Raw genomic sequence first — 23,311 nt, 5'->3', positions numbered from 1 at the left:
AAAACAAAAGCCCCGCACTGCTGCGGGGCTTTTTATTGTCTGCTCCAGCCTGACTTTGGCGCTTAACGAATGCCGCGGGCCTCGCGGATCCACTCCCAGGCTTGCTGGATCTCCTGGGTTTTCTCCTTGGCCATCTCCATCATCTCCGGCGGCAACCCCTTGGCGGCCAGCTTGTCCGGGTGATGCTTGCTCATCTCCTTGCGGTAGGCGCGCTTGATATCCTGATCGCTGTCGCTCTCGCTTACCCCCAGCAGCTGGTAGGCATTTTTGAGGCGATCCGCCGAGGGAGGCGCCTGCCGATACTGCTGGCTACCCGCGCCGCTCCCCTGATACTGACCATGAGCCTGATTGAAGAAGTTCATCTGCGCCTCGGCCATCGCCAGAATGCGGGCCAGCTCGATACGGCTGAAGCCCAGTTCATCAGCAATGGTGTGCAGGATGGCGCGTTCACCATCCTCTACCCGACCATCGGCAAAGGCGGCCTGCAGCTGTACTTCCAGAAAGAAGCGCAGGATATCGCGCTGGCCCTGGCTGGCACGACGAAACTCGGCCAAGGTCTCGCGCAGCGGGAAACCGGCCTCCTTGCCCTGCCGGAACGAATCCTGCGCGCGGCTGCGCAGCTCGCCGGAGAGACGCATCCGATCCATCAGATTGGAGGCGACCCGGATCTCCTGCTCGGTCACCTGACCGCTCGATTTGGCGATATGGCCCATCACCGAGAAGGTGGCATGGAAGAAGACAGCCTGTTGCTCCTGAGTCGGGGTACGGCGAAACGCCCCCTGCAGCCCCATGCCGCGATCGAAACGGTGGCCAATCCAGAGACCAATCAGGGCACCGATGATGTTGCCGAGCAGAAAACCGAAGAAGGCGCCCAGCACCTTACCCCAAATACGCATGGTTCAAGACCTCTTGATGTTATTGAGCGCGGCGCTGAAGCTGTTCGTCCAGCTCGCGCAGACGGTCGACAGTGCCGATATCGCGCCACTCGCCAGCCAGCAGGCAGCCACCTACCAGACCCTGCGCCATCCAATCCCGCAGCAGGGGAGCCAATTTGCGGGCACCGGCAGGCAGACCGGCAAAGGCTGCGGGCCGATAAAGGCCGACGCCGCTGAACGTGAAGGCGGGGGTGTCTACGACCTTGCCAGCCTGCAGGGCGAAGTCCCCGGCCGGATGCTGGGGAGGATTGGGCGCCAGCCAGAGGTGGGCCAAATGTTCACCCAAGGGCTGCTCAACCAGAGAGCGATAGTCGAGATCGAGCCAGGTATCGCCGTTGATCACCAGAAATGGATCATCCCCCAACAGTGGCAGCGCCTGGATGATGCCGCCGGCCGTCTCCAGTGCACTCTCCTCAGCTGACCAGTGGATGGTCACACCAAGCGCATTGCCATCACCCAGGGTCTCGACCAGCTTGTGGCCGAGCCAGGCGTGGTTGATCACCAGCTCGGTGACGCCGGCTGCTTTGAGCTTTTCGATATGGTGGACGATGAGCGGCTTGCCCCCGACAGCCAACAACGGCTTGGGCAGCAGGTCAGTCAGCGGACGCATCCGCTCGCCACGGCCAGCGGCCAGGATCATCGCCTTCATAGTTTCACCCCAGCGTTGGCGATCCCCGGCAATACCACCTGCTCGAGCCACAAACCAAAACGGGCCAGCACCGGATAGGCGCTACCATGGCGGCGACAGACATCCACCACGTAGCCGAGGGTACGGGGAATATCCTTGAGATAGCCGGACTTGCCGTCGCGATGATAGAGGCGGGTGAAGATTCCCGCCGCTTTCAGATGGCGCTGCATGCCAGTCAGGTCGGCATCGCGGCGGAAACTGGCGTAGTCGCGCTCGCCAAGCAGTCCCGCCTGCTGCAGAGTGGCAAAGCCATGTTGCATCCCCTGCTCGATCACCGCGTCCGGCCAGCGCACATAGCAATCTTTCAGCAGGGAAACCAGGTCATAGGTGAGCGGCCCGATGACCATATCCTGAAAATCGATGATGGCGAGTTCGCTGCTATCAGGAGTGTCTCCACCGCACACCATCAGGTTGCGACTGTGGAAGTCACGGTGCATGACCCCTTGCGGCTGAGCCAGATTGCAAGCGGTGAGGCAGGCAAAGGTCTCATCAAGCAATTGTTGCTCTTCATCGCTCAGGGTCAGTTGCAGATGATGGCCAAGCAGCCACTCGGGGAAAATGCTGTTCTCCCGCGCCATAAAGGCGGCATCGAAGGGCTCAAGCGCCAGATCTACCGACCCCAGTGTCGGCAACAGGTTTATCGCCTTGCCATACCAGGCCAGCACATTTTGCTCGTTCAAGCAGCTGATCAGCTGGGTATCGCCCAGGTCGCTGACCGCCAGCAAACCTTGTTCATAGTCAACGGCCTTGACCTCTGGCGCCAGGAGCTGACGTGCACGCAAGGCAGCTGCATTACGAACAAACTCATGATTTTTTTCGGTTTTCGGATTGGCATCCACCCATACCAGCCCTGCGCCACGGTAGTAGCGGCGGAAACTGGCATCACCGGAAATGAGGGTCAACTGAAGGGTGGCATCGCCTGAAATCTGGCGTGCCCACTGCAATAGCAGGGAATCGCGATCGTGCATAAGTCGGGGACCAAGGTGGAAAGCAGCACTTGGCTGTTAGCCCTGGCCGCAATAATGCTTTATCATTGCCGGCTAACATAAAGCAATGACATGCAATGTCAACTCGATGAAACCTGTCGTAAAATGCATGCCTTGGATCAACCGTATCTATCACGGATTGCACGAGTCTTTCACATGACAAAATGGACACTGGGATACCGTTATCCCATCGCCCTGACTATCAGCCTGGCACCGGCCCTGACATCCATGATGGTTCAGGCTGCCCCTTTTGAGACGCCGCCAGCCACAGGGATCCTCGACAGCCTCTGTTACGACTATGTCCCCAAGGTCGAAAAACCAGCCTCTGCCGAGGAGGCCAATGCGCTGCCGGTCGAGGTGGATGCTGACCGCCTCGAAGCCAAGCAGGGCGGCACCGCCGTCTATGAAGGGGACGTCAAGGTTCGTCAGGGGGTTCGCAAGTTCGACTCCGACTATGCCCAGCTCGACCAGAAGAGCCGGGATGTCATCGCCATCGGCAACATCTATTACAACGACGGTCAGGTGACCGTCACCAGCGACAAGACCCTCAAGTCGAATTTGGATACCAAGAACTCCGAACTGGAAGAGGGCAAATATCAGGTTCATGGCTCACCGGTGCGCGGCTTTGCCAAGCGGGTCACCATGACCAACAACAACCAGAACATCACCATGGAGGGGGCCCAGTACACCACCTGCCCCCCCGGTCAGGAGGTGTGGACCCTCAAGGCTGGCAGCATCGACATCGACCAGAAAGAGGTGTTCGGCGAAGCGTGGAACGCCAGCCTCTGGCTCTACGACTATCCGGTGTTCTACTTCCCCTATATCAACTTCCCCATCAAGGATGAGCGGAAGACAGGCTTGCTCTACCCCGGTTATACCCAGAGTTCCAGCAACGGCATGGATATCACCCAGCCCTTCTACTGGAACATAGCCCCCAACTACGATGCCACCATCACCTCCCGTTTTATGGACAAACGCGGCCTGATGGAGCAGGTGGAGTTCCGCTATATGCCGGATCCCGCCCACACTGGCACCCTCTACTTTGAAAACCTGGCGGACGACAAGCAGTATGATGCCGGCAACCCCAGCTTCATCAACACGTCGACCGGCACCCCTTACCTGTCCGATGGCCACCGCTATCTGATGAACGTGCGTCACGGCTCAAGCCTGATGGATGGTTCACTGCAATTTGGTGTCGATTACACTCAGGTGCGCGACAAGGATTACAACTACTTCAACGACTTCAGCCCGCCGGTGGGCACCCAGGTCGACAGCCAGTTGCAGCAATCCTTTACCGCCGGTTACTACCAGCAGAACTGGAACCTCACCTCAGAGGTGCGCCGCTATCAGATCCTGAGCCCCTACGCGCTGCTGCCCCACGAGATGCTGCCACGCATTGATTACAACTACTACCAGCAGGGCAAGTGGTTCGATCTGGCCTGGAACAGCGAACTGACCAAATTTGGTTATGACAGCGGCAGCGCCAGTGCCCAGCAGGCCGGTGAGCGTTACACCACCACCCGTCTGCACCTGGCTCCGACCCTGACCGTGCCTCTCATCGATGCCCCGGGCTACTACCTCACCAGCCAGTACAAGCTGATGTTTACCTCCTATAACCAGGAGGTGCCCAAGGATCTGGTCTACACGGATCGCTCGCGTTTTACCGACTCCAGCACTGGCCAGCTCACCCTGAAGGATGGCACTGTCAACCGTACCCTCCCCTCCTTCCGGCTCAAGGGGGGGCTCAACTTCGATCGCCCGCTCAACTGGTATGATGGCAAGGGCACCCAGACTCTGGAACCCGAGTTCCAGTATCTCTATGTTCCCTATCGGGATCAGGACGATATCGGGATCTACGACTCCACCACCACCCGTCAGGATTACTACAGCCTGTTCAGCGATCGTCGCTATGCCGGTCTCGACCGCATCAGCGACGCCAACCGGGTCACTGCCGGTCTCACCAGCCGGATCTACGACAACGTAGGTGACGAGCGGCTGCGTTTGGCAGTAGCCCAGGCCTTCGAGATCACGCCGCCCAAGGTTCGCCTCTATCCTTCGGATCCCGAGAGCACCAACTCTCGCTCCCTGCTCTCCTTTGAGGGGGATGCCCGGGTCACGGAACAGTGGTTTGCTCACGCTGGCACTCAATACGATACAGAGAAAAGTCAGTTCAGTGCGGCAAATGGCGCGGTGGAATACCGCAACGAGAAGTTCATCAGCCAGGTCAACTACCGCTTTATCAAGGATGGCAACAAGAGCTACTACAACAGTGCGGTGGCCGAAGACTTGAGCCAGGCAGGTTTGGTGATGATGGCGCCGATCGCCGATCAGTGGCAGATGTATGGTGGCTACTACCGTGACATCCAGCAAAACGTCAATATTGACCGCAAAATAGGCGTCAAATATGACTCCTGCTGCTGGAGCATCAACCTGAGTCTGGAGTGGCACAACCAGCCAGACAACATCACTCTGAAGCCCACCTCCGAGAAATCGATCGGTCTTCAATTCGAGATGAAGGGACTTGGCAGTGTAGGTACCGGTGGCCGCAGCGTCACGCTGGATACCGAGCTGTTGCCCTATGTTCGCCCGTTTAATCTGAAAGACCAGCAATGATGCTGGTCCAGCCTTGAGAGATGGATATGAAAAAGACCCTGATTGCCCTGCTGACCGCGGGTATGTTTGGCGCCATGAGTCAGGCGGCACTGGCGGCCCCCGAGCTGATGGACAAGGTGCTGGCCGTGGTCAACAAGGACGTGGTGCTTGCCAGTCAACAGGATGCACTGGTCAACAAGGTAAAGCTCTCCGCCCAAGAGAGCGGCCAGTCCCTGCCCGATGACGCCACCCTGCGCAAGCAGGCACTGGATCGCCTGATCCAGGAGAGTCTGCAGCTGCAACTGGCTGATCGCCAGGGCCTCAAGATCAGCGATACCCAGCTGGAGCAAGCTATCCAGGGGATCGCTGCCGACAACAAGATGACCATGGATCAGCTGCGTGCCCAGCTCGCCCGTGAAGGGATGAGCTATGCCCAGTATCGGGAAGAGGTGCGCCGCGAGATCCTGATGAACGAGGTACGCCGCAATCAGGTACGCCGTCGCATCAACATCTCCGAGCAGGAGGTGAAGCAGGTAGTCGAGATCCTGAAAAAACAGGGTCAGCAACAGAACGAATACCACGTCGGCCATATCCAGATCTCCCTGCCGGATAACCCCACCGCTGCCCAGCTGGATGCCGCCAAGAGCAAGATCGAGCGTATCCTGACTGCCCTCAAGCAGGGTGCAGACTTCCGCAAACTGGCCATTGCCGAGAGTAATGGGCCCAAGGCGCTGGAAGGTGGTGACTGGGGCTGGATGAGCCCGCAAGAGATGCCGACCCTGATGGCGGAAGCGGTACAGGGTGCCAAGAAGGGCGACATCGTCGGCCCGCTGCGCTCCGGTGCCGGTCTGCACATTATCAAGGTGTTCGATACCAAGGGGCAGCAGCAGGTGATGCTGACCGAGGTGAAGGCTCGCCATATCCTGATCAAGCCCTCCATCATCCTGAGCGAAGAGAAGGCCAAGGGGATGCTGGACGGCATTCTGCACGACATCAAGAGCGGCAAGGCAAGCTTCGCCAGCATGGCTGAGAAGTACTCCGAAGATCCGGGCTCTGCGGTACAGGGTGGCGAACTGGGCTGGTCTGATCCCAACGTCTATGTGCCCGAGTTCCGCGACATGGTCAACCGCCTGCAGCCGGGCCAAATCAGCGCCCCGTTCCGTACCAGCCATGGCTGGCACATCGTGCAGGTGGAAGATCGCCGTAGCCAGGACGCCACCGACAAGGCACAGGAGCAGCGTGCCTACCAGCTCATCTACAACCGTCGCTTCGTGGAAGAGTCCCAGGCGTGGCTGGACGAGCTGCGTGACGAGGCCTACATCCGTATCGAAGGCGCCGGTAGCTGATGAACTGCCGTCGTCTTGCCGTCACCCCGGGCGAACCGGCCGGGATTGGGCCCGATCTGGTGCTGCAGATTGCCCAGCAGGATTGGCCGCACCAGTTGGTGGTCATTGCCGATCCGGTATTGCTGCGCGAGCGGGCGGCCCTGCTGGGGCTACCCATCGAGCTTGAGCCCTATGATGCCAGTCAACCGGCACAACCGCAGCGAGCCGGCACCCTGACGGTATGTTCTGTCTCTCTCGGTACCGCTGTGGTACCGGGCGAGCTGAACGAAGGCAACGGCGCCTATGTGCTGGCGACCCTGCAGCGCGCCTGCGATGGCAACATGAGCGGCGAATTTGCCGCCGTGGTGACCGGGCCGGTACACAAGGGGATCATCAATCAGGCCGGTGTCTCGTTTAGCGGTCACACCGAATTCTTCGCCCAGCAGTCGGGCACCGCCGATGTGGTGATGATGCTGGCAACCGAGGGACTGCGGGTTGCGCTGGCGACCACCCATATCCCCCTTGCCTATGTGGCGATGGCTATCACGGAAGATCGCCTCGGCAAGGTGATCCGCATCCTCAATGCGGATCTCGCCACCAAGTTTGGCATCGCCAAACCCCGAATTTACGTCTGCGGCCTCAATCCCCACGCCGGGGAAGGCGGCCACCTCGGACGTGAAGAGATTGACGTGATCGAACCCGCTCTGGCCACGCTGCGCCAGGAGGGGATCGATCTGGTCGGCCCGTTGCCGGCCGACACCCTGTTCCAGGAGAAATACCTCAAGGATGCGGATGCGGTACTCGCCATGTACCACGACCAGGGGCTGCCCGTGCTCAAATACAAGGGCTTTGGCAGTTCGGTCAATATCACTCTGGGGCTTCCCTTCATCCGCACTTCGGTGGATCACGGCACTGCGCTGGATCTGGCAGGCAAGGGCCTGGCCGATTCGGGCAGCCTTGTCACCGCGATTAACCACGCCATCAAGATGGTAGAGAAAAAAAGATATGAGCAGTAAGGTGCACATGGGCCACACGGCCCGTAAGCGTTTCGGTCAGAACTTCTTGCACGATCGCTACGTGATCGACCAGATCGTGGCCGCCATCAATCCGCAGCCAGGCCAAAACCTGGTGGAGATCGGCCCGGGTCTGGCCGCGCTGACCGAGCCGGTTGCCGCCCAGATGGACAAGATGACCGTGGTCGAGCTGGACCGGGATCTGGCGGCGCGCCTGCGCGAGCACCCGACCCTGAAGGAGAAGCTCACCGTCATCGAAGCCGATGCCATGCGCTTCGATTTCAGCACCCTGATGGGTGAAGGCAAGGGGCCGCTGCGTATCTTCGGCAACCTGCCCTACAACATCTCCACCCCGCTCATCTTCCACCTGTGCGAGTTCGCCGATCGGGTCGAAGACATGCACTTCATGCTGCAAAAGGAAGTGGTATTGCGTCTGGCCGCCGGCCCCGGCAGCAAAGCCTATGGCCGTCTGAGCGTGATGACCCAGTACTACTGCCAGGTAATCCCGGTGCTGGAAGTGGGCCCGGGCGCCTTCAAACCGGCGCCGAAGGTGGACTCTGCCGTGGTTCGTCTGGTGCCGCACAAGAACCCGACCATCGTCGCCAAGGATATCCGTTGCCTGAATCGCGTCTGCACCGAGGGCTTCGGCCAGCGTCGCAAGACCATTCGCAACAGCTTCTCCAACTTCATCACCGACGCCCAGCTGACCGAGCTTGGTATCGATGGCAACCTGCGCCCAGAGAACCTCTCCCTCGAGCAGTTTGTCATGATCGCCAACTGGCTGGCGGATCAGCCAAAGGCCTGATCCGGTGGCACTCCCGCACATCGTTGTCCGCCCATACCCCTCGTATGTGGCGGATAGCAAAGACCCCTACCAGTTTCACTATCTGATCGAGATTGAGAATCTGGGGCCCGGCCCGGTGCAGCTGCTGCATCGGCGCTGGCTCATCACCGATGCCAATGGCAAGATGCAGGAAGTCTCGGGCCCCGGCGTAGTCGGGGAGCAACCCCTTATTGCCGAGGGAGAGACCTACCGCTACCAGAGCGGCGTGCCGCTGGCGACACCGCTCGGAGTGATGGAGGGGAGTTACACCCTGCAAGATGGCTCTGGCCAGCAGTTTGAGGCGCCAATCGCCCCCTTCACGCTGGCCATCCCCAACATTATCAACTGAGGTTTCATGGCGAACTGTTTTGTCGGTGACATCCAGGGCTGTTACGACGACTTGCGCCGTCTGCTGGATCTTGCCAAGTTCGATCCCGAAAATGACGTGCTCTGGCTCTGCGGCGATCTGGTCGCCCGCGGCCCGGACTCGCTCAACACATTGCGATTCGTCAAGGATCTGGGCAACCGTGCCGTTACCGTGCTCGGTAACCACGACCTGCACCTGCTGGCGGTGGCCAATGGCGTTGCACCGCTCAAGAAGAAAGACAAGCTGCAAAGCCTGATGGATGCGCCGGATCGGGACGAACTGCTGGAGTGGCTGCGCCACCGCCCGCTGCTGGCCGAACACCCCGACCTGCCCATCATGATGGTGCATGCCGGTATCTCCCCGGCGTGGGATGCCCGCACCGCCCGCAACTGCGCCCGCGAGGTAGAGAGCCTGCTGCGTGGCGATCAGTACCTGTGGCTACTGCACAACATGTATGGCGATCAGCCGGATGGCTGGAAAGATGATCTGGTCGGGATCGACCGCTACCGCTACATCATCAACACCTTCACCCGAATGCGCTTCTGCTACTTCGATGGCCGGCTCGACTTCAAATGCAAGAAGGGCCCCAAAGAGTCGACCCCGGGGCTGCGCCCCTGGTTCGAGCAGCGCGAGCATCACGTGGATGACCCCATTCTGGTGTTCGGCCACTGGGCGGCCCTGATGGGCAACACCGGCAAGAGCGATATCAAGGCGCTCGATACCGGCTGTGTCTGGGGCAACAGCCTCACTCTGTGGCGCTACGAGGATGATGCCCTCTTTGCCACCCCCTGCCCCACTCACGCCAGCTAGGGCAGTGGTTGCAAAAACCTGAATCAAAAAGAGAGCCCGGCAACTTGCCGGGCTCTCTTTTTCCACAACAGCTCTGGTTACAACTTGCGCCCCAACCGTTTCTCGATCTGGCGTCGCTCCCACTCCGGGCCAAACAGTTTGAAAGGCTCGAAGATCCGAATGGCATGGGACGCCAACCCCAATCCCCACCCCAGTGCCGGCCACCAGGCCCAGATATAACCCGGGTTGCTCAGGTAGTTGATGACAAACAACCCGCCAATCACCAGCAGATAGCTGGCGACATGGTGATAGAAGCCCTTGAGCCCCTCCACATACTTCATGGCGGCCCGCTCTTCAGCCGATACCTGCAATCCATCCTGTTCCATCGTGTCACTCCCTCTCATCTCATGCTCCTGTTGCCGTGTGCCGTCCAGTTGCGCCACATCGAGCTCAAAGACGGCGGCCAGGGCCTTGAGGGATTCCAGTCCGGGTTGCTGACCCTGCTCGATCCGCTGAATGGTGCGAACGCTCAGGCCGGTAAAGGCGGCCAACTGCTCCTGTGACCAGCCCCGCTGCAATCTCAACTTCCTGACGATCATCTCGAACTCCTTGTGGTTGCTTGACGGAGCCAGCATAGGGGCCGGAGGGTGGCACGCGACACGACAGCAGCCTGACACCAACCTGACTTTCCTTTTAATTCAGTGCATTAGATAAAGACTCGATATCCGGGATCCAGTTTCCCAACAGCCACCTAGCGAGAACCTGACAGCGAGGCGACACCAGACTCTCTCTGCAAGATAGCGCCTTTGTATGCGAGGAGGCGAGCTTATAGATCCCGCATCAACCCGGCTGCGATCTCGAAAGAGCGCAAGCGAGCCTGATGATCGACGATGGGGCCGTTGAACATCAGCTCATCGGCCCGGGTTTCCGCCAGCAGCGCCTTGAGGCCATGGCGGATCTGCTCCGGATCGCCAACCAGAGAGCGGGCAAGGGTCTGCTCCATCGCCATCAGCTCGCGCGGCGACCATTGCTCGCCCAACTCGGCAACCGGTGCTGGCAGCTTGCCCGCATCGCCACGATGGAGGCGCAGGAACTGCTGCTGCAACGTAGTGAACTGGAAGCGCGCCTCCCGCTCGCTGTCGGCGGCGATCATGTTGATACAGACCACCGCATGGGGCTTGGGCCAGCGAGCAGAGGGACGGTACTGGCTACGGTAGATTTCAAGTGCTTGCAGCAACATGGCTGGCGCAAAATGGGAGGCAAAACCGAACGGCAAGCCCATCGCCGCAGCCAGTTGAGCACTGTAGAGGCTGGAGCCCAGCAGCCAGACTGGCAGATGCAGCCCCTGCCCGGGGACCGCCTGCACCGCGCCTATCTCGTCGCCAAAATAACTCATCAGCTCGCGGACATCGGCCGGGAAGTCATCCACCTCACCGCTGCGTTGGCGTCTGAGGGCCCGCATGGTGCGCTGATCGGTACCGGGGGCGCGACCAAGGCCAAGATCGATGCGGTCGGGATAGAGAGAAGCCAGGGTGCCAAACTGTTCGGCAATGACCAGCGGCGAGTGGTTCGGCAGCATGATGCCACCCGCCCCGATCCGCAGGGTGCTGGTTGCCCCGGCAAGATGGCCGATCAACACAGATGTCGCGGCACTGGCAATACCCGGCATGTTGTGGTGTTCAGCCAGCCAGTAGCGGCGGTAGCCCCAACGCTCGGCATGTTGCGCCAGATCGCGCGAATGGTGGAACGATTCGGCAGGATGGGAACCCTCGGCAACCGGCACCAGATCGAGAAGGGAATAGGGGATGGCAGACATAAATACACTCCGTTGCATCACAATTTGCTAACAGAGGGGCACTCTACCATGAGATGTTCGAACGGAACACTTTCTGCCGAGGCAAACGCCAGATAGCAAAAGGCCACTCCATAGGGAGTGGCCTTTTGCTATGGTGGTTTGTATTAGAACAACAGATGGGCCATACCGGCAATCACGGGCAGGGTCACCAGGGTACGCATCAGGAAGATAATAAAGAGCTCCCACAACTTGACCGGGATCTTGCTGCCCAGCAACAGCGCCCCCACTTCAGACATATAGATAAGCTGGGTCACCGACATGGCCGCGATGACGAAGCGGGTCATCTCGCTCTCGATGCCGGACGCCAGCACAGCCGGGATAAACATGTCGGCAAACCCGACCATGATGGTCTTGGCAGCCGCTTCGGCCTCCGGCAGCTGCAGCAGTTCGAGCAAGGGAACGAACGGTGCACCCAGCCAGTTGAAGACGGGGGTATGTTCAGCCAGCATCAGGGCACAAGTACCGATCGCCATCACCACTGGCAGCACGCCAAACACCATGTCCAACGCGTTCTTCACCCCTTCCCGCACCACAGCGCCGAGATCGGTCATCTTCTCCGCCTTGGTCAATGCACGCTCGAGACCATAGCTCAGCACGCTGTGCTGATGCGGTACCGACTCCTGCTTGCGGCACAAGGGGGTGCCATCGATATAGACATCCCTCTTCCAGCAGAGCGGTGGCAGGCGTGGTACCACGATAGCCGCAACCACACCGGCCAGGCAGACGGTCAGGTAGAAAGGAACAAACATGTGCTCCAGCTTCACCTGCGAGATCACCACCAGACAGAAGGTGATGGAAACGGCAGAGAAGGTGGTACCAATGACGGCAGCTTCCCGCTGGGTATAAAACTTCCCTTCGTACTGCTTGCTGGTGAGCAAAATGCCGACGCTGCCATCCCCCAGCCAGGAGGCAAAGCAGTCCACTGCGGAGCGACCCGGCAGACGGAACACCGGGCGCATGATGCGGGTCATCATGGTACCGACGAACTCCAGCAGCCCGAAGTCGAGCAGCAGTGGCAACAGCAGGCCAGCGAAGATAAAGACGGAAAACAGCACTGGCAGCAGATCGTTGAGCACCAGCCCGCCGGTTGCGCCGGAGTGCAGCACTTCTGGCCCGGTCTGGAAGAAGGTCAGCAGTACGAAGATCCCGCCCAGCACCCGCACACAGGCCCAGAAGGGAGAGACGTTGAACAGGCTGTTGAGGAAAGGACGGCGCACCAGGATCGCCGGTTTGAACAACCAGGCGACGACGGTCATCAGCATGGTGGTGGTGATCACCGCGCTGACCATGGCAACCAGATAGTCGGCAAACACCCGCTGAACCAGCTTGGCCAGCACGGCTACCGGAATGGTAACATTCCCGTCATAGAGTACCGGAGTCATGAACAACAGGATCCCGATCAGCGAGGGGATCAAGAACATCAACAGATTGCGGCGGGTATTGACCGCAGGCGCTTCCAGACTCTTTTCCAACATAATCTACTGCCCTGACATAGCTAAAACTTATGCCGGATAATGCGCATATTCATGCACACCCAGCCAAACGGGGCGCAAGAATATCCCAATAGAATGGATTAAAAAAGCAATTTCAGATTAATTAACGAATAAATACCCAAATAAAACCGGCGTGAACGGGTAAGCAGGCATTTAGCGGAATATTAATTCACTAAACACTCTGCCTGCCCCAAGCTAATCAGGTATAGAGACCAGGCGCCAGCCATAAAAAAACCGGAGCCTCTGCAGGCTCCGGTTTTTGGCAAAGAACAACGAAATCAATCGCGGACGTAGATCACTTCCACGCCATCATCATCTTCGTCATCCCAGTCATCATCATCGAGGCTCTCGTCGAAGGCTATGGAGGCGGCCAGCGCTTCCGCTTCGGCCTTGGCCAGCTGGTTCTTGTGGTAGTCATCCCACTTGAACTCCACTTTCTCGATCGCCTCTTTGGCATCCTGCTCCAGTTGACGGGGCATGGTATCCAGCAGATCCAGAATGTCGTAGCAGACCTTCTTGGTCCCTTCCTTGCTGATGGCAGTGATGGCGTAGACCGGCCCTTCGTGGTTGAGGGCGGCTTTCACGCGATCCATCACTTCCTGAGCCTCTTCTTCCAGGATCAGGTCCATCTTGTTGAACACCAGCCAGCGCGGCTTGCCCGCCAGCTCGGGGCTGTACTTCTCCAGCTCACGCACGATGGTCACGGCATTTTCGGCCGGATCGGAACCATCAACCGGGCAGATATCCACCAGATGGATCAATACGCGGCAGCGCTCGAGGTGTTTCAGGAAGCGGATCCCGAGGCCGGCGCCTTCGGCTGCACCTTCGATCAGACCCGGGATATCGGCGATCACGAAGGAGCGTGAGTTCTCGCCACGTACTACGCCCAGGTTCGGCACCAGGGTAGTAAAGGGATAATCAGCAACTTTCGGACGAGCGGCTGATACGGCGCGGATAAAGGTGGACTTGCCGGCATTCGGCAGACCCAGCATACCGACGTCAGCCAGCAGCAGCAGCTCCAGCTTCAGAGTACGCACTTCACCCGGAGTACCGTTGCTCTTCTGGCGCGGCGCGCGGTTGACCGAGCTCTTGAAGCGGGTGTTGCCAAGACCGTGGAAGCCGCCTTTAGCGACCAGCAACTTCTGCTCGTGGTGAGTCAGGTCACCCAGCAGTTCGCCGGTATCTTCGTCGGTCGCACGGGTACCGACCGGCACACGCAGGATCTTGTCCTTGCCGCGACGACCGGTACAGTTGGCGCTCTGACCATTCTCGCCACGTTCGGCGGCATGGAAGCGCTCAAAACGGTAGTCGATCAGGGTGTTGAGGTTCTCGTCGGCGACCAGATACACGTCACCACCGTCGCCACCATCGCCACCATCCGGACCACCGTTGGGAATATATTTTTCACGGCGAAAGCTTACACAACCGTTACCACCGTCACCGGCATCGACTCGAATCTGGACTTCATCAACAAACTTCATAGGTAACCGTCACCTTAATTCGAAAAACCGATACGCAATTATAGTGGTACAGACCCCTGCGGGCGATACGCATCTTGCCTCACCGAGCCATCTCTGCGCCCGGGTCATCTGCGTTCCGTTTTTTCGTCATCATTTCGGAAAAACAAAAGCCCCGCCTGTTGGCGGGGCTTCGGATCCTTGCGGTCCGTAATTACTCAGCAACGATGCTAACGTACTTACGGTTCAGCGGACCTTTAACTTCGAACTGCACCTTGCCGTTCGCGGTAGCGAACAGGGTGTGGTCCTTGCCCAGACCAACGTTCTCACCAGCGTGGAACTTGGTGCCGCGCTGACGAACGATGATGCTGCCAGCCAGAACTGTTTCGCCGCCGAAGCGCTTCACGCCCAAGCGTTTGGCTTCAGAATCGCGACCGTTGCGGGATGAACCGCCAGCTTTTTTGTGTGCCATCTATCGGACTCCTCTAATTAAGCGCTGATGCCAGTGATTTTGACTTCAGTGAACCACTGACGGTGGCCCGCTTGCTTACGGTGGTGCTTACGACGACGGAACTTGACGATAGTCACTTTCTCGCCACGGCCGTGAGCCACAACTTCAGCTACAACCTTGCCACCTTCAACGAAAGGAGCACCTACTTTAAAAGTGTCGCCTGCAGCAACCATCAGAACTTCGTTGAAGTCGATGGTAGCGCCAGTCTCAACGTTCAGCTTTTCCAGACGAACGATTTGACCTTCGGCCACACGGTGTTGTTTTCCGCCGCTTTGGAATACCGCGTACATTTGATTAACTCCGTAAAGGCATGTCTTTTGCTCAAGGCAGACATGCACAAAAACCTATAACAATGGGCGGGCATTCTACGCAAATCGATCTGCTCAGGCAAGGCCATTTTCGCAAAAAGTTTATTTTGTGCGCATATCTGCCGCCGTGGATAAACGCTTAACTGTAACCCATTGTGAAATCGTGTAGAATCCCCAGCATTACTAAAAATCGCAGTTATTGCTGCTGTCACGTTACGAGACTTATGGACCAACAGACTATCCGTGCGCTCTGTGCCGCCGACATGACGGCGGTCAATGAACTGATCCTGGCCCGACTCCAGTCCGACGTTAGTCTGATCAATCAGCTGGGTTTCTATATTGTCAGTGCCGGCGGCAAGCGGATGCGCCCCATGCTGACTGTGATGGCCGCTCGCGCCTTGGGCTACGAAGGTGAGGATCACCTGAAACTGGCCGCCATTATCGAATTCATCCATACCTCTACCCTGCTCCATGATGACGTGGTCGATGAATCCGACCTGCGCCGTGGCCGCGAAACGGCCAACGCCCTGTTTGGCAATGCCGCCAGCGTCTTGGTGGGTGACTATCTCTACAGCCGCTCCTTCCAGATGATGGCCGAGCTCTCCAACCTGCGGGTGATGGAGATCCTCTCCGATGCCACCAACACCATCGCCGAAGGGGAAGTGCTGCAGCTGATGAACTGCAACGATCCGGATACCACCGAACAGAGCTATATGACGGTCATCTACTGCAAGACCGCCAAGCTGTTTGAAGCCGCGACACGCCTCGCGGCCGTGCTGACCCATCAGCCCGAGCCCGTCGAGCAGGCGATGACGGATTACGGCAAGTATCTGGGCACTGCCTTCCAGATCATCGATGACGTGATGGACTACTGTTCTCAAAGCGAAGAGATGGGCAAGAACGTCGGCGACGATCTGGCCGAAGGTAAACCGACCCTGCCGCTGCTGCGTGCCATGGAAGTGGGTTCGCCCGAGGAGCGTCAGCTGGTGCGCGATGCGATCGAGCACCGCAACGGCATGGAACACCTCGACCAGATCCTGGCCATTCTCGATCGTACCGGCGCGCTGGAGTACTCCCGCATGCGTGCCCGGGAAGAGGCTGACAAGGCGATTGCCGCCCTCACCATTCTGCCAGACTCCCAGCACAAGCAGGCTCTGGAAACACTGGCTCACATGGCCGTACAGCGCAGCGCCTGATCCCGTCACTGTTTTCATAAACAACAAGAGGCCGCATGGGCCTCTTGTTGTTTATGACGTTTGCTACCAGCCGCTCACCATCCAGAGGATCACTCCGCCCGCCACCACCAGCGAACCACCGATACGGCGCAGCTGCTCCGCCGGCTGATCGCTCAACAACCGCAACATCTGTTGCCACCCTCTTGGCATCAGCAATGGCCCGAGCCCTTCAAACAGCAGCAACAGGCCAATCCCTGTCAGTATGGATGTCATCATTGTGCCCTTCTCCCGTCAAAAACCACCTTCTCCGGTGGTTTGGCAGACAAATAAAAGGGCCTGACAATGCAGGCCCTTGGCAAGACAACTCCGGCGATTACTGCTTGGTGCCGTGAGGAGACTTGAGATAGCGGAAGAACTCGCTGTCCGGCTTGAGCACCATCAGCTCATTACCACCGGTGAAGCTCTTGCGATAGGCCTCCATGCTGCGCACGAAGCTGAAAAACTCGGGGTCTTTCTTGTAGCTTTCGGCATAGATCTTGGCCGCTTCTGCATCACCTTCACCGCGCAACTGACGCGCGTTACTCTCGGCATCCGCCAGCATGACGGTTACCTTGCGGTCGATATCGGCGCGCAGGATTTCGGCCTTCTCGCGACCCTGTGAACGATGCTCACGGGCTACCGCAGTACGCTCGGCACGCATCCGCTGATAGATGGAGTTGGAGACTTCCACCGGCAGGTTGATCTGCTTGATCCGCACATCCACCACCTTGATGCCAAGCTCGGAGGAGCGCGCCATCTTCTTCAGGGCATCTTCCATCACGGTACTGCGCTCACCGGAGACGATGTCCTTGATGGTGCGGTTACCGATCTCTGAGCGCAGACCGTTGTTGATCTTGCGCTTGAGCAGATCTTCTGCCTGCAGCTTGTTGCCACCACCGGTTGCCAGGTAGTACTTGGAGAAGTCCTCGATCTTCCACTTCACGTAGGAATCGATGATCAGGTCTTTCTTCTCGGAGGTGACGAAACGGTCGGCTTGGCTGTCGATGGTCTGGATACGGGCATCCATCTTGCGAACCTGATCGATGAGCGGCACCTTGAAGTGCAGACCCGGCTCATAGAGACGGGGCTCACCGGAATCAACCCGCTTCACCTTGCCAAACTGCACCACGATCCCCTTCTGACCTTCATCAACGATAAAGACAGAGGAGAAGCAGACCATGGCAGCCACAGCGATTGCACCAATAGCTAGCTTTTTCATCTATCAGTTTCTCCCTGAGCTGAAGCGGTCACCGCTACGCAGCGGCATCGGAGTGGAGTTGGCACCCTCGTTGGAAACAGGCGCAGGCTCTGCTACCGGCACAGTCGCAGGACGAGTCTGCTGAGCAGCTGCCGGCTTGCCAGTCAGCTTGTCGAGCGGCAGATAGATCATGCTGTTGTTGCCTGCTGGCATATCAACAATGACCTTGTTGGCCTGCTGATAGAGCTCTTCCATGGTTTCCAGGTAGATACGGTTGCGAGTCAGCTCGGGCGCAGCCTGATACTGGGGCAGCAACTCGTTGAAACGGGCCACTTCACCCTGTGCTTTCAGCACGATCTGGGACTTGTACGCTTCGGCTTCCTGCTCTAGACGCTTCACCTGACCACGGGCCTTGGGCTCGACTTCACGGGCATAGGCTTCCGCTTCACGGATGAAACGCTGCTCATCTTCCTGAGCGGAGATGGCGTCATCAAACGCATCCTTCACCTCTTCCGGCGGACGTGCCGGCAGGAAGTTGACGTCGACAATCTGCAGACCCATCTGGTAAGGCTCGATGATGCCATCGATCACCTGCCAGGTCTCCTGACGCACTTTTTCACGACCGGTGGTCAGCACATCATCCATCTTGGTGTGGCCAACCACGTAACGCAGGGCGCTATCGGTGGCCTGACTCAGACTCTCGTCGGCATTGGTCACGCTGAACAGGTACTGCTCCGGATTGACGACACGATACTGCACGTCCATCTCGACCCGTACCACGTTCTCGTCCTGGGTCAGCATAAAGCCGGACGCAGGCAGGGAGCGCACGGACTCAACGTCCACCGGGATCACCTGATCGATGAAAGTCGGCTTCCAGCGCAGGCCCGGCTCGACGATATGGGAAAACTTGCCAAAGCGCAGCACTGCACCACGCTCGGCTTCACGAATGGTATAGAAGCCGCTAACGACCCATACCACCACGGCGACAACCAGCGCGATGGAGATACCAAAGCGGCCTACATCGCCGCCAGATTTGCCACTGCCAAACAGGCCGCCAAAGCGACGACTCATTTTGCGCAGCATCTCGTCCAGATCAGGGGGGCCCTGATTCTTACCGTTATTCCCCCAGGGGTCACGGTCTTTGCCGTTGTTACCAGGCTCATTCCAAGCCATCAGCGTCTCCATTAATACATGCAGATGGATATCATCTCTATCGGGTCAATGCTCGTTGACGAAGCCGCCAGGCGGTTATCCTCATCAACGGTTCAATGCCTGATAAAGCGTTGTAAATTCTCACCTTCCTGTTTCACGAGGCGGTTCCAGTCAGCCAGTTGCAGGCGAACTTCCAGCACAAAATCCCCCTCCTCGCTAAAGCCTTCCTGCTCAATTCCTTTCAACTGATAGAGCGCACTGCGCAATCTCGCAGCAGAAGGTGGCAGTTGCAGGGTGTGGTGCACCATGGAGCCGGCCAGCAATTCGGTCAGCGCCGCAAACAGATACTCACACCCCTCGCCAGTCTGGGCAGACAGCCAGACCCGCAGCGGACGACCTTCATCATCCCGCTCCAGACCCGCCGGACGATCGGCCAGCTTGTCGATCTTGTTGCAGATCATCAGCTGGGGACGGTCATCTGCCTCGATTTCAGCCAGCACCTGTTGCACGGAGTCGATATTCTCCTGCATCTGCTCATCGGCACAATCCACCACATGGAGCAGCAGGTCCGCTTCGCGGGTCTCCTGCAGGGTCGCCTTGAACGCAGCGACAAGATCATGGGGCAAGTGTCGAATAAATCCAACCGTATCGGCCAAAATCACATCGCCCACATCCCGGATCACCAGTTTACGCAGGGTGGGATCAAGGGTTGCGAACAACTGGTCGGCAGCATACACGCTGGCAGCTGTAAGTTGGTTGAACAAAGTGGACTTTCCGGCGTTTGTATAACCAACCAGAGAAACTGTCGGTACTTCATTGCGGTTGCGGGCACGGCGTCCCTGCTCCCGCTGTTTGGCCACCTTGTCGAGCCTGCGCAAAATCGCCTTGATGCGCTCGCGCAACAGGCGTCGGTCGGTTTCAAGCTGGGTTTCACCGGGGCCGCGCAAGCCGATCCCGCCTTTTTGACGTTCAAGGTGGGTCCAGCCTCGAACCAGACGGGTAGAAAGATGACGCAACTGGGCCAGTTCGACCTGCAGTTTACCTTCATGGGTACGGGCGCGCTGGGCGAAGATATCAAGGATCAGACCGGTTCTGTCCACTACCCGGCACTGGAACAGACGCTCCAGGTTACGCTCCTGGGCAGGGGTCAGGGCATGGTTGAAGATGACGACGTCGGCATCCAGCATCTGGACCTGGTACGCAATCTCTTCAGCCTTGCCACTGCCGACAAAATACTTGGCGCTGGGCGCACTGCGGCTGGTCGTGATGACTCCCAGTGCATTGACGCCAGCCGAGCTCACCAGCATTTTGAGCTCTTCCAGATCCTCCCGCTCACCCTCATCACTGAAGTTGACGTGCACCAGAACGGCCTGTTCGCCAGCTTCATAACGGTCAAACAAGCGCTTGCTCCTTAACAGGTTTCATGATGAATCTGAGTTGGCGAGTCGACTCGCCCCGGGATATCACGCCTCGGCATCACCCTGTTCATCACCGGCGCCACCGGCAGCCTGCTGATGATGGTTGACGGCACGGGCCGGAACCACGGTAGAGATGGCGTGCTTGTAGACCATCTGGCTCACGGTGTTCTTCAGCAGAATGACAAACTGGTCGAAGGATTCGATTTGACCTTGCAGTTTGATGCCGTTCACCAAATAGATAGAAACAGGAATCCGCTCACGGCGCAGCGCATTCAAAAACGGGTCTTGGAGAGATTGCCCCTTAGCCATTTTTCTTTTCCTTATAGTTTGTTGTTTTTAAACACCGGATATTCAATATAACAACCTGATTATACAGGGAGTGTCAAGCCGCACCAGCGCGAGCAAGCACGCGGGCGAGGTTGTCAGACTCACCGGATTCCAGCCAGGTCACATCGGCCCAACCGCGCAACCAGGTCATCTGCCGTTTTGCCAACTGGCGAGTGGCAACAATGCCACGATAACGCATCTCATCATACTCTATCTCGCCGTTCAGGTAGTCCCACATTTGGCGATAACCTACACAGCGAATGGAGGGGAGATCCGGGGTCAGATCGCCACGAGCCATCAACGCCCGCACCTCCTGCTCGAAATTCCCCTGCAGCATCTTGTCGAAACGCTGTTCGATCCGCTGATGCAGCACGGCGCGATCGCTCGGGGCGATGGCAAACTGCTGCACCCGATAGGGCAGCGCCTCCCCTTGCACCTGGGTCAGCTCGGTGAGGGTCTTGCCGCTGATGCGGTAAACCTCGAGCGCCCGGCTGAGCCGCTGCGGGTCATTGGGATGAATACGCGCCCCGGCGACCGGATCGATACGCACCAGCTCATCGTGCAGCGCCTGCCAGCCAAGGCGGGCAGCCTCCTCTTCTATTCCGGCCCGAATGACGGTGTCGGCAGAAGGGAGCGGAGAGAGCCCTTCCAGCAGCGCCTTGAAATAGAGCATGGTACCGCCCACCAGCAGCGGAATGCGGCCGCGGTCGGCGATCTCCTTCATCTCCCGCAGGGCATCCTTGCAAAAATCGGCTGCCGAATAACTCATGGCGGGATCGAGGATATCGATCAGCCGGTGCGGGGCTCGTGCCAGTTCATCGGCGGTCGGCTTGGCCGTGCCAATATCCATGCCGCGATAGATCAGCGCCGAATCGACGCTGATGATGTCGCAGGGCAACACCTGACACAGTTCAATGGCGAGATCCGTCTTGCCGGAGGCCGTCGGCCCCATCAAAAAAATTGCGGTCGGCAAGTCACTCGCCATGTTCAAACTCCTCAAGCACAGCCGCCAGCGAGAGCGGGCGGGCCATGCGAATATCTGCCAGTTGGTCACTGAAATCGGCCACAAGTTCCGTCAGCAGACGACTGGCAGTTGAAAAATCGTATATTTTTTCGCGGCTTATCCCCTGCTCCACCAGCCATTGGCATAATACTTCAGCCTGCTGGCCAGCATCACTGTCAGATCCGCCCTCGATAATTTGCAGCAATTCGGGTAACAGACGCACCAGATCGGTCTGACGCAGCAGAGCAGGTACCCGCGTCAGGATCATGGTGTCACGCCCCCCGCTTTTCAACTCCAGCCCCATCCGTTTCAGCAGTCGCTCCTGCTCTTCTACCAGCGAACTCAGGTTCTTCGGCAGCTTGAAGGAAACAGGCAACAGCAGCGGCTGGGCTGCCAGCCCCTGGCCCCAGGTCTCCAGCAGCCAGTGGCGCAGCAGCAGACGCTCGGCGCGTATCAGCGAGAGCAGCGCCAGCTGACCATCCCGCTCGAACAGTAGATAAGCTTGCTCCACAAGAGTCAGTGCCCGGCACCCGCCCTGTTTTGAAACCGTCTGAGTGGCAATACCCGACTCGGGAGCTGAAGCGGTTGTGGCGATGGGCAGCGTGGTAAGCAAGGCCCCCATGCCACGCATCGCCTCCCGGCTCGGCGGCTCGGGTGGTTGATAATTGCTGGCCCGGCCTGCACCACCACCGCTCCCTTCCCGCACCTGCGCAGGCGCCCGATAGCTGTGTTCGGCGCCATACCACTCGGTACGCGGTGCCTGACCGGGATATTCGATCTGTGGGCTGACCGGCAGCTCGACCAGCGTCTCGGCCAGCGGCTGCTCTTGCTCATTGACGGCGCGGCCTTCGCGGCGCAAGGCGGTAAAGAGTGCCTGAAAGATAAAGTCGTGGATCAGCCGCGCCTGATGGAAGCGCACCTCGTGCTTGGCAGGGTGAACGTTGACATCCACCTGACGGGGATCCAGCTCGATATAGAGCACATAGGCTGCAAAGCGGTCGGCGGGCAGCAGCTCGTCATAGGCCTGACGAATGGCATGATTGATGAGCTTGTCGCGCATCATCCGGCCATTGACATAGGTGTATTGCAGATCGTTCTGCGGTCTGGCGCCTTCGGGGGTCGCCAGCCAGCCCCACAACCGCACATCGCTGTGCTCGCTCTCGACTGCCAGCGCATGGTGCATGAAGGGGGTACCGCAGACGGCAGCAAGACGCCGCTCCTGCTCCGGCACCGTATTGGCGGCCTTGTACTGGCGCACCACCTTGCCGTTGTGGCGCAGGATCAGGGTGACATCGAAGCGGGAGAGCGCGATGCGGCGCACCAGCTCGTCGATATGGGCAAGCTCGGTCTTTTCGCTGCGCATGAACTTGCGCCGCGCCGGGGTATTGAAGAAGAGATCCACCACCTCCACCGTGGTGCCCACCGGATGGGCCGCCGGCTTGACGGTGACGCTCATCTCGCGCCCTTCGGCCTGCGCCTGCCAGGCTTCGGCCTGCTCGGCGGTGCGGGAGGTGAAAGTGAGGCGGGAGACCGAGCTGATGGAGGCGAGCGCCTCGCCACGAAAGCCCAGGCTGTTGATCCCCTCCAGATCATCGAGGGTCGCCACCTTGGAGGTAGCGTGGCGCGACAACGCCAGCACCAGCTCATCCTTGGCAACGCCGCAGCCGTTGTCACGGATGCGGATCAGCTTGGCGCCCCCCTTGTCGATATCGATTTCGACCCGGTCGGCGCCCGCATCCAGACTGTTTTCCACCAACTCCTTGACCACGGAGGAGGGCCGCTCCACCACCTCTCCGGCGGCAATCTGGTTGGCCAGAATAGGTGGCAAAATACGGATCGGCATCGCTAGCTCCCGCT

The 23,311-nt window shown here is 58.8% G+C and carries 23 protein-coding genes; 7 read left to right on the top strand and 16 right to left on the bottom strand.

The features are described 5' to 3' along the window. Positions 1–62 precede the first annotated feature (62 nt). Genes djlA through NOM67_RS20890 form a run of 3 tightly spaced genes read right to left on the bottom strand, consistent with a single transcriptional unit; the run spans position 63 to position 2,591 of the window. Positions 63–896, bottom strand: coding sequence for a co-chaperone DjlA (djlA, locus tag NOM67_RS20900; protein WP_255939952.1), 834 nt, complete (start codon positions 894–896; stop codon positions 63–65). A gap of 19 nt (positions 897–915) precedes the next feature. Beyond that, on the bottom strand, positions 916–1,584 hold the full coding sequence (murU, locus tag NOM67_RS20895) for an N-acetylmuramate alpha-1-phosphate uridylyltransferase MurU (protein WP_201966934.1): 669 nt from the start codon (positions 1,582–1,584) through the stop codon (positions 916–918). Continuing rightward, positions 1,581–2,591 (bottom strand): aminoglycoside phosphotransferase family protein, encoded by a 1,011-nt coding sequence (locus NOM67_RS20890; protein ID WP_255939948.1) that lies wholly within the window; start codon positions 2,589–2,591, stop codon positions 1,581–1,583. Before NOM67_RS20890 ends, murU begins: the two co-directional genes overlap by 4 nt. Positions 2,592–2,765: 174 nt before the next feature. Here NOM67_RS20890 and lptD point away from each other — a divergent pair, with 174 nt between their 5' ends. The 6 genes from lptD to NOM67_RS20860 are packed head-to-tail and all read left to right on the top strand — an operon-like array spanning position 2,766 to position 9,539. Then, positions 2,766–5,222: an LPS assembly protein LptD gene (gene lptD / locus NOM67_RS20885; RefSeq protein ID WP_255939946.1), complete on the top strand. Its 2,457-nt coding sequence runs from the start codon at positions 2,766–2,768 to the stop codon at positions 5,220–5,222. Positions 5,223–5,248: 26 nt separating this feature from the next. Further along, complete coding sequence (surA, locus tag NOM67_RS20880; RefSeq protein WP_043851821.1) at positions 5,249–6,547, top strand: peptidylprolyl isomerase SurA; 1,299 nt, start codon at positions 5,249–5,251, stop codon at positions 6,545–6,547. Next, a complete protein-coding gene (gene pdxA, locus NOM67_RS20875) occupies positions 6,547–7,542 on the top strand; it encodes a 4-hydroxythreonine-4-phosphate dehydrogenase PdxA (RefSeq protein WP_255939944.1) in 996 nt (331 codons plus the stop codon). Before surA ends, pdxA begins: the two co-directional genes overlap by 1 nt. After that, positions 7,532–8,344 (top strand): 16S rRNA (adenine(1518)-N(6)/adenine(1519)-N(6))-dimethyltransferase RsmA, encoded by an 813-nt coding sequence (rsmA, locus tag NOM67_RS20870; RefSeq protein WP_041210436.1) that lies wholly within the window; start codon positions 7,532–7,534, stop codon positions 8,342–8,344. Before pdxA ends, rsmA begins: the two co-directional genes overlap by 11 nt. A gap of 4 nt (positions 8,345–8,348) precedes the next feature. After that, positions 8,349–8,711 (top strand): Co2+/Mg2+ efflux protein ApaG, encoded by a 363-nt coding sequence (apaG, locus tag NOM67_RS20865; protein WP_201907587.1) that lies wholly within the window; start codon positions 8,349–8,351, stop codon positions 8,709–8,711. A 6-nt stretch (positions 8,712–8,717) separates the two neighbouring features. Continuing rightward, entirely contained in the window at positions 8,718–9,539 is an 822-nt protein-coding gene (locus NOM67_RS20860) for a symmetrical bis(5'-nucleosyl)-tetraphosphatase (RefSeq protein ID WP_042031768.1), read from the top strand. A gap of 77 nt (positions 9,540–9,616) precedes the next feature. On the opposite strand, the gene NOM67_RS20855 is transcribed toward NOM67_RS20860, so the two are convergent. The 6 genes from NOM67_RS20855 to rplU all read right to left on the bottom strand — a co-directional run bounded on the left by NOM67_RS20855 (position 9,617) and on the right by rplU (position 15,124). Then, entirely contained in the window at positions 9,617–10,117 is a 501-nt protein-coding gene (locus tag NOM67_RS20855) for a 2TM domain-containing protein (RefSeq protein WP_041210433.1), read from the bottom strand. 227 nt (positions 10,118–10,344) lie between these two features. Next, positions 10,345–11,334, bottom strand: a complete 990-nt coding sequence (locus NOM67_RS20850) for a luciferase-like monooxygenase (RefSeq protein ID WP_255939941.1) — start codon at positions 11,332–11,334, stop codon at positions 10,345–10,347. Between the two features lie 143 nt (positions 11,335–11,477). Next, entirely contained in the window at positions 11,478–12,848 is a 1,371-nt protein-coding gene (locus NOM67_RS20845) for a YjiH family protein (RefSeq protein ID WP_208736983.1), read from the bottom strand. Between the two features lie 296 nt (positions 12,849–13,144). Continuing rightward, entirely contained in the window at positions 13,145–14,347 is a 1,203-nt protein-coding gene (gene cgtA / locus NOM67_RS20840) for an Obg family GTPase CgtA (RefSeq protein ID WP_255939938.1), read from the bottom strand. A 190-nt stretch (positions 14,348–14,537) separates the two neighbouring features. Beyond that, complete coding sequence (rpmA, locus tag NOM67_RS20835) at positions 14,538–14,795, bottom strand: 50S ribosomal protein L27 (protein ID WP_005304202.1); 258 nt, start codon at positions 14,793–14,795, stop codon at positions 14,538–14,540. A 17-nt stretch (positions 14,796–14,812) separates the two neighbouring features. Beyond that, the gene (gene rplU / locus NOM67_RS20830; protein ID WP_005304210.1) at positions 14,813–15,124 is read right to left on the bottom strand and encodes a 50S ribosomal protein L21; all 312 of its coding nucleotides are present in this window, start codon (positions 15,122–15,124) and stop codon (positions 14,813–14,815) included. A gap of 242 nt (positions 15,125–15,366) precedes the next feature. Between rplU and ispB the strand changes: the two genes are divergently transcribed. After that, on the top strand, positions 15,367–16,338 hold the full coding sequence (gene ispB / locus NOM67_RS20825; protein ID WP_255939930.1) for an octaprenyl diphosphate synthase: 972 nt from the start codon (positions 15,367–15,369) through the stop codon (positions 16,336–16,338). 63 nt (positions 16,339–16,401) lie between these two features. Here the strand turns inward: ispB and NOM67_RS20820 are convergent, their stop codons facing one another. From NOM67_RS20820 to mutL, 7 genes are all read right to left on the bottom strand, one after another. Beyond that, positions 16,402–16,593 (bottom strand): DUF2065 family protein, encoded by a 192-nt coding sequence (locus tag NOM67_RS20820; RefSeq protein ID WP_255939928.1) that lies wholly within the window; start codon positions 16,591–16,593, stop codon positions 16,402–16,404. 97 nt (positions 16,594–16,690) lie between these two features. Further along, entirely contained in the window at positions 16,691–17,575 is an 885-nt protein-coding gene (gene hflC, locus NOM67_RS20815; RefSeq protein ID WP_041210428.1) for a protease modulator HflC, read from the bottom strand. 3 nt (positions 17,576–17,578) lie between these two features. Next, complete coding sequence (hflK, locus tag NOM67_RS20810; protein ID WP_033114892.1) at positions 17,579–18,727, bottom strand: FtsH protease activity modulator HflK; 1,149 nt, start codon at positions 18,725–18,727, stop codon at positions 17,579–17,581. A 92-nt stretch (positions 18,728–18,819) separates the two neighbouring features. Then, on the bottom strand, positions 18,820–20,106 hold the full coding sequence (gene hflX / locus NOM67_RS20805) for a ribosome rescue GTPase HflX (RefSeq protein ID WP_042031773.1): 1,287 nt from the start codon (positions 20,104–20,106) through the stop codon (positions 18,820–18,822). 63 nt (positions 20,107–20,169) lie between these two features. After that, positions 20,170–20,433 (bottom strand): RNA chaperone Hfq, encoded by a 264-nt coding sequence (gene hfq, locus NOM67_RS20800; RefSeq protein WP_033114894.1) that lies wholly within the window; start codon positions 20,431–20,433, stop codon positions 20,170–20,172. A 73-nt stretch (positions 20,434–20,506) separates the two neighbouring features. Continuing rightward, on the bottom strand, positions 20,507–21,436 hold the full coding sequence (miaA, locus tag NOM67_RS20795) for a tRNA (adenosine(37)-N6)-dimethylallyltransferase MiaA (RefSeq protein WP_255939925.1): 930 nt from the start codon (positions 21,434–21,436) through the stop codon (positions 20,507–20,509). After that, positions 21,426–23,297: a DNA mismatch repair endonuclease MutL gene (gene mutL / locus NOM67_RS20790; protein WP_255939923.1), complete on the bottom strand. Its 1,872-nt coding sequence runs from the start codon at positions 23,295–23,297 to the stop codon at positions 21,426–21,428. The genes miaA and mutL overlap by 11 nt, the downstream gene beginning before the upstream one ends. Between the last annotated feature and the right edge of the window lie 14 nt (positions 23,298–23,311).

Origin of the sequence: Aeromonas sp. SG16, from assembly GCF_024436135.1 — a bacterium.
Lineage (GTDB): Bacteria > Pseudomonadota > Gammaproteobacteria > Enterobacterales > Aeromonadaceae > Aeromonas > Aeromonas jandaei.
This window is presented reverse-complemented; position numbering and strand designations above follow the sequence as displayed.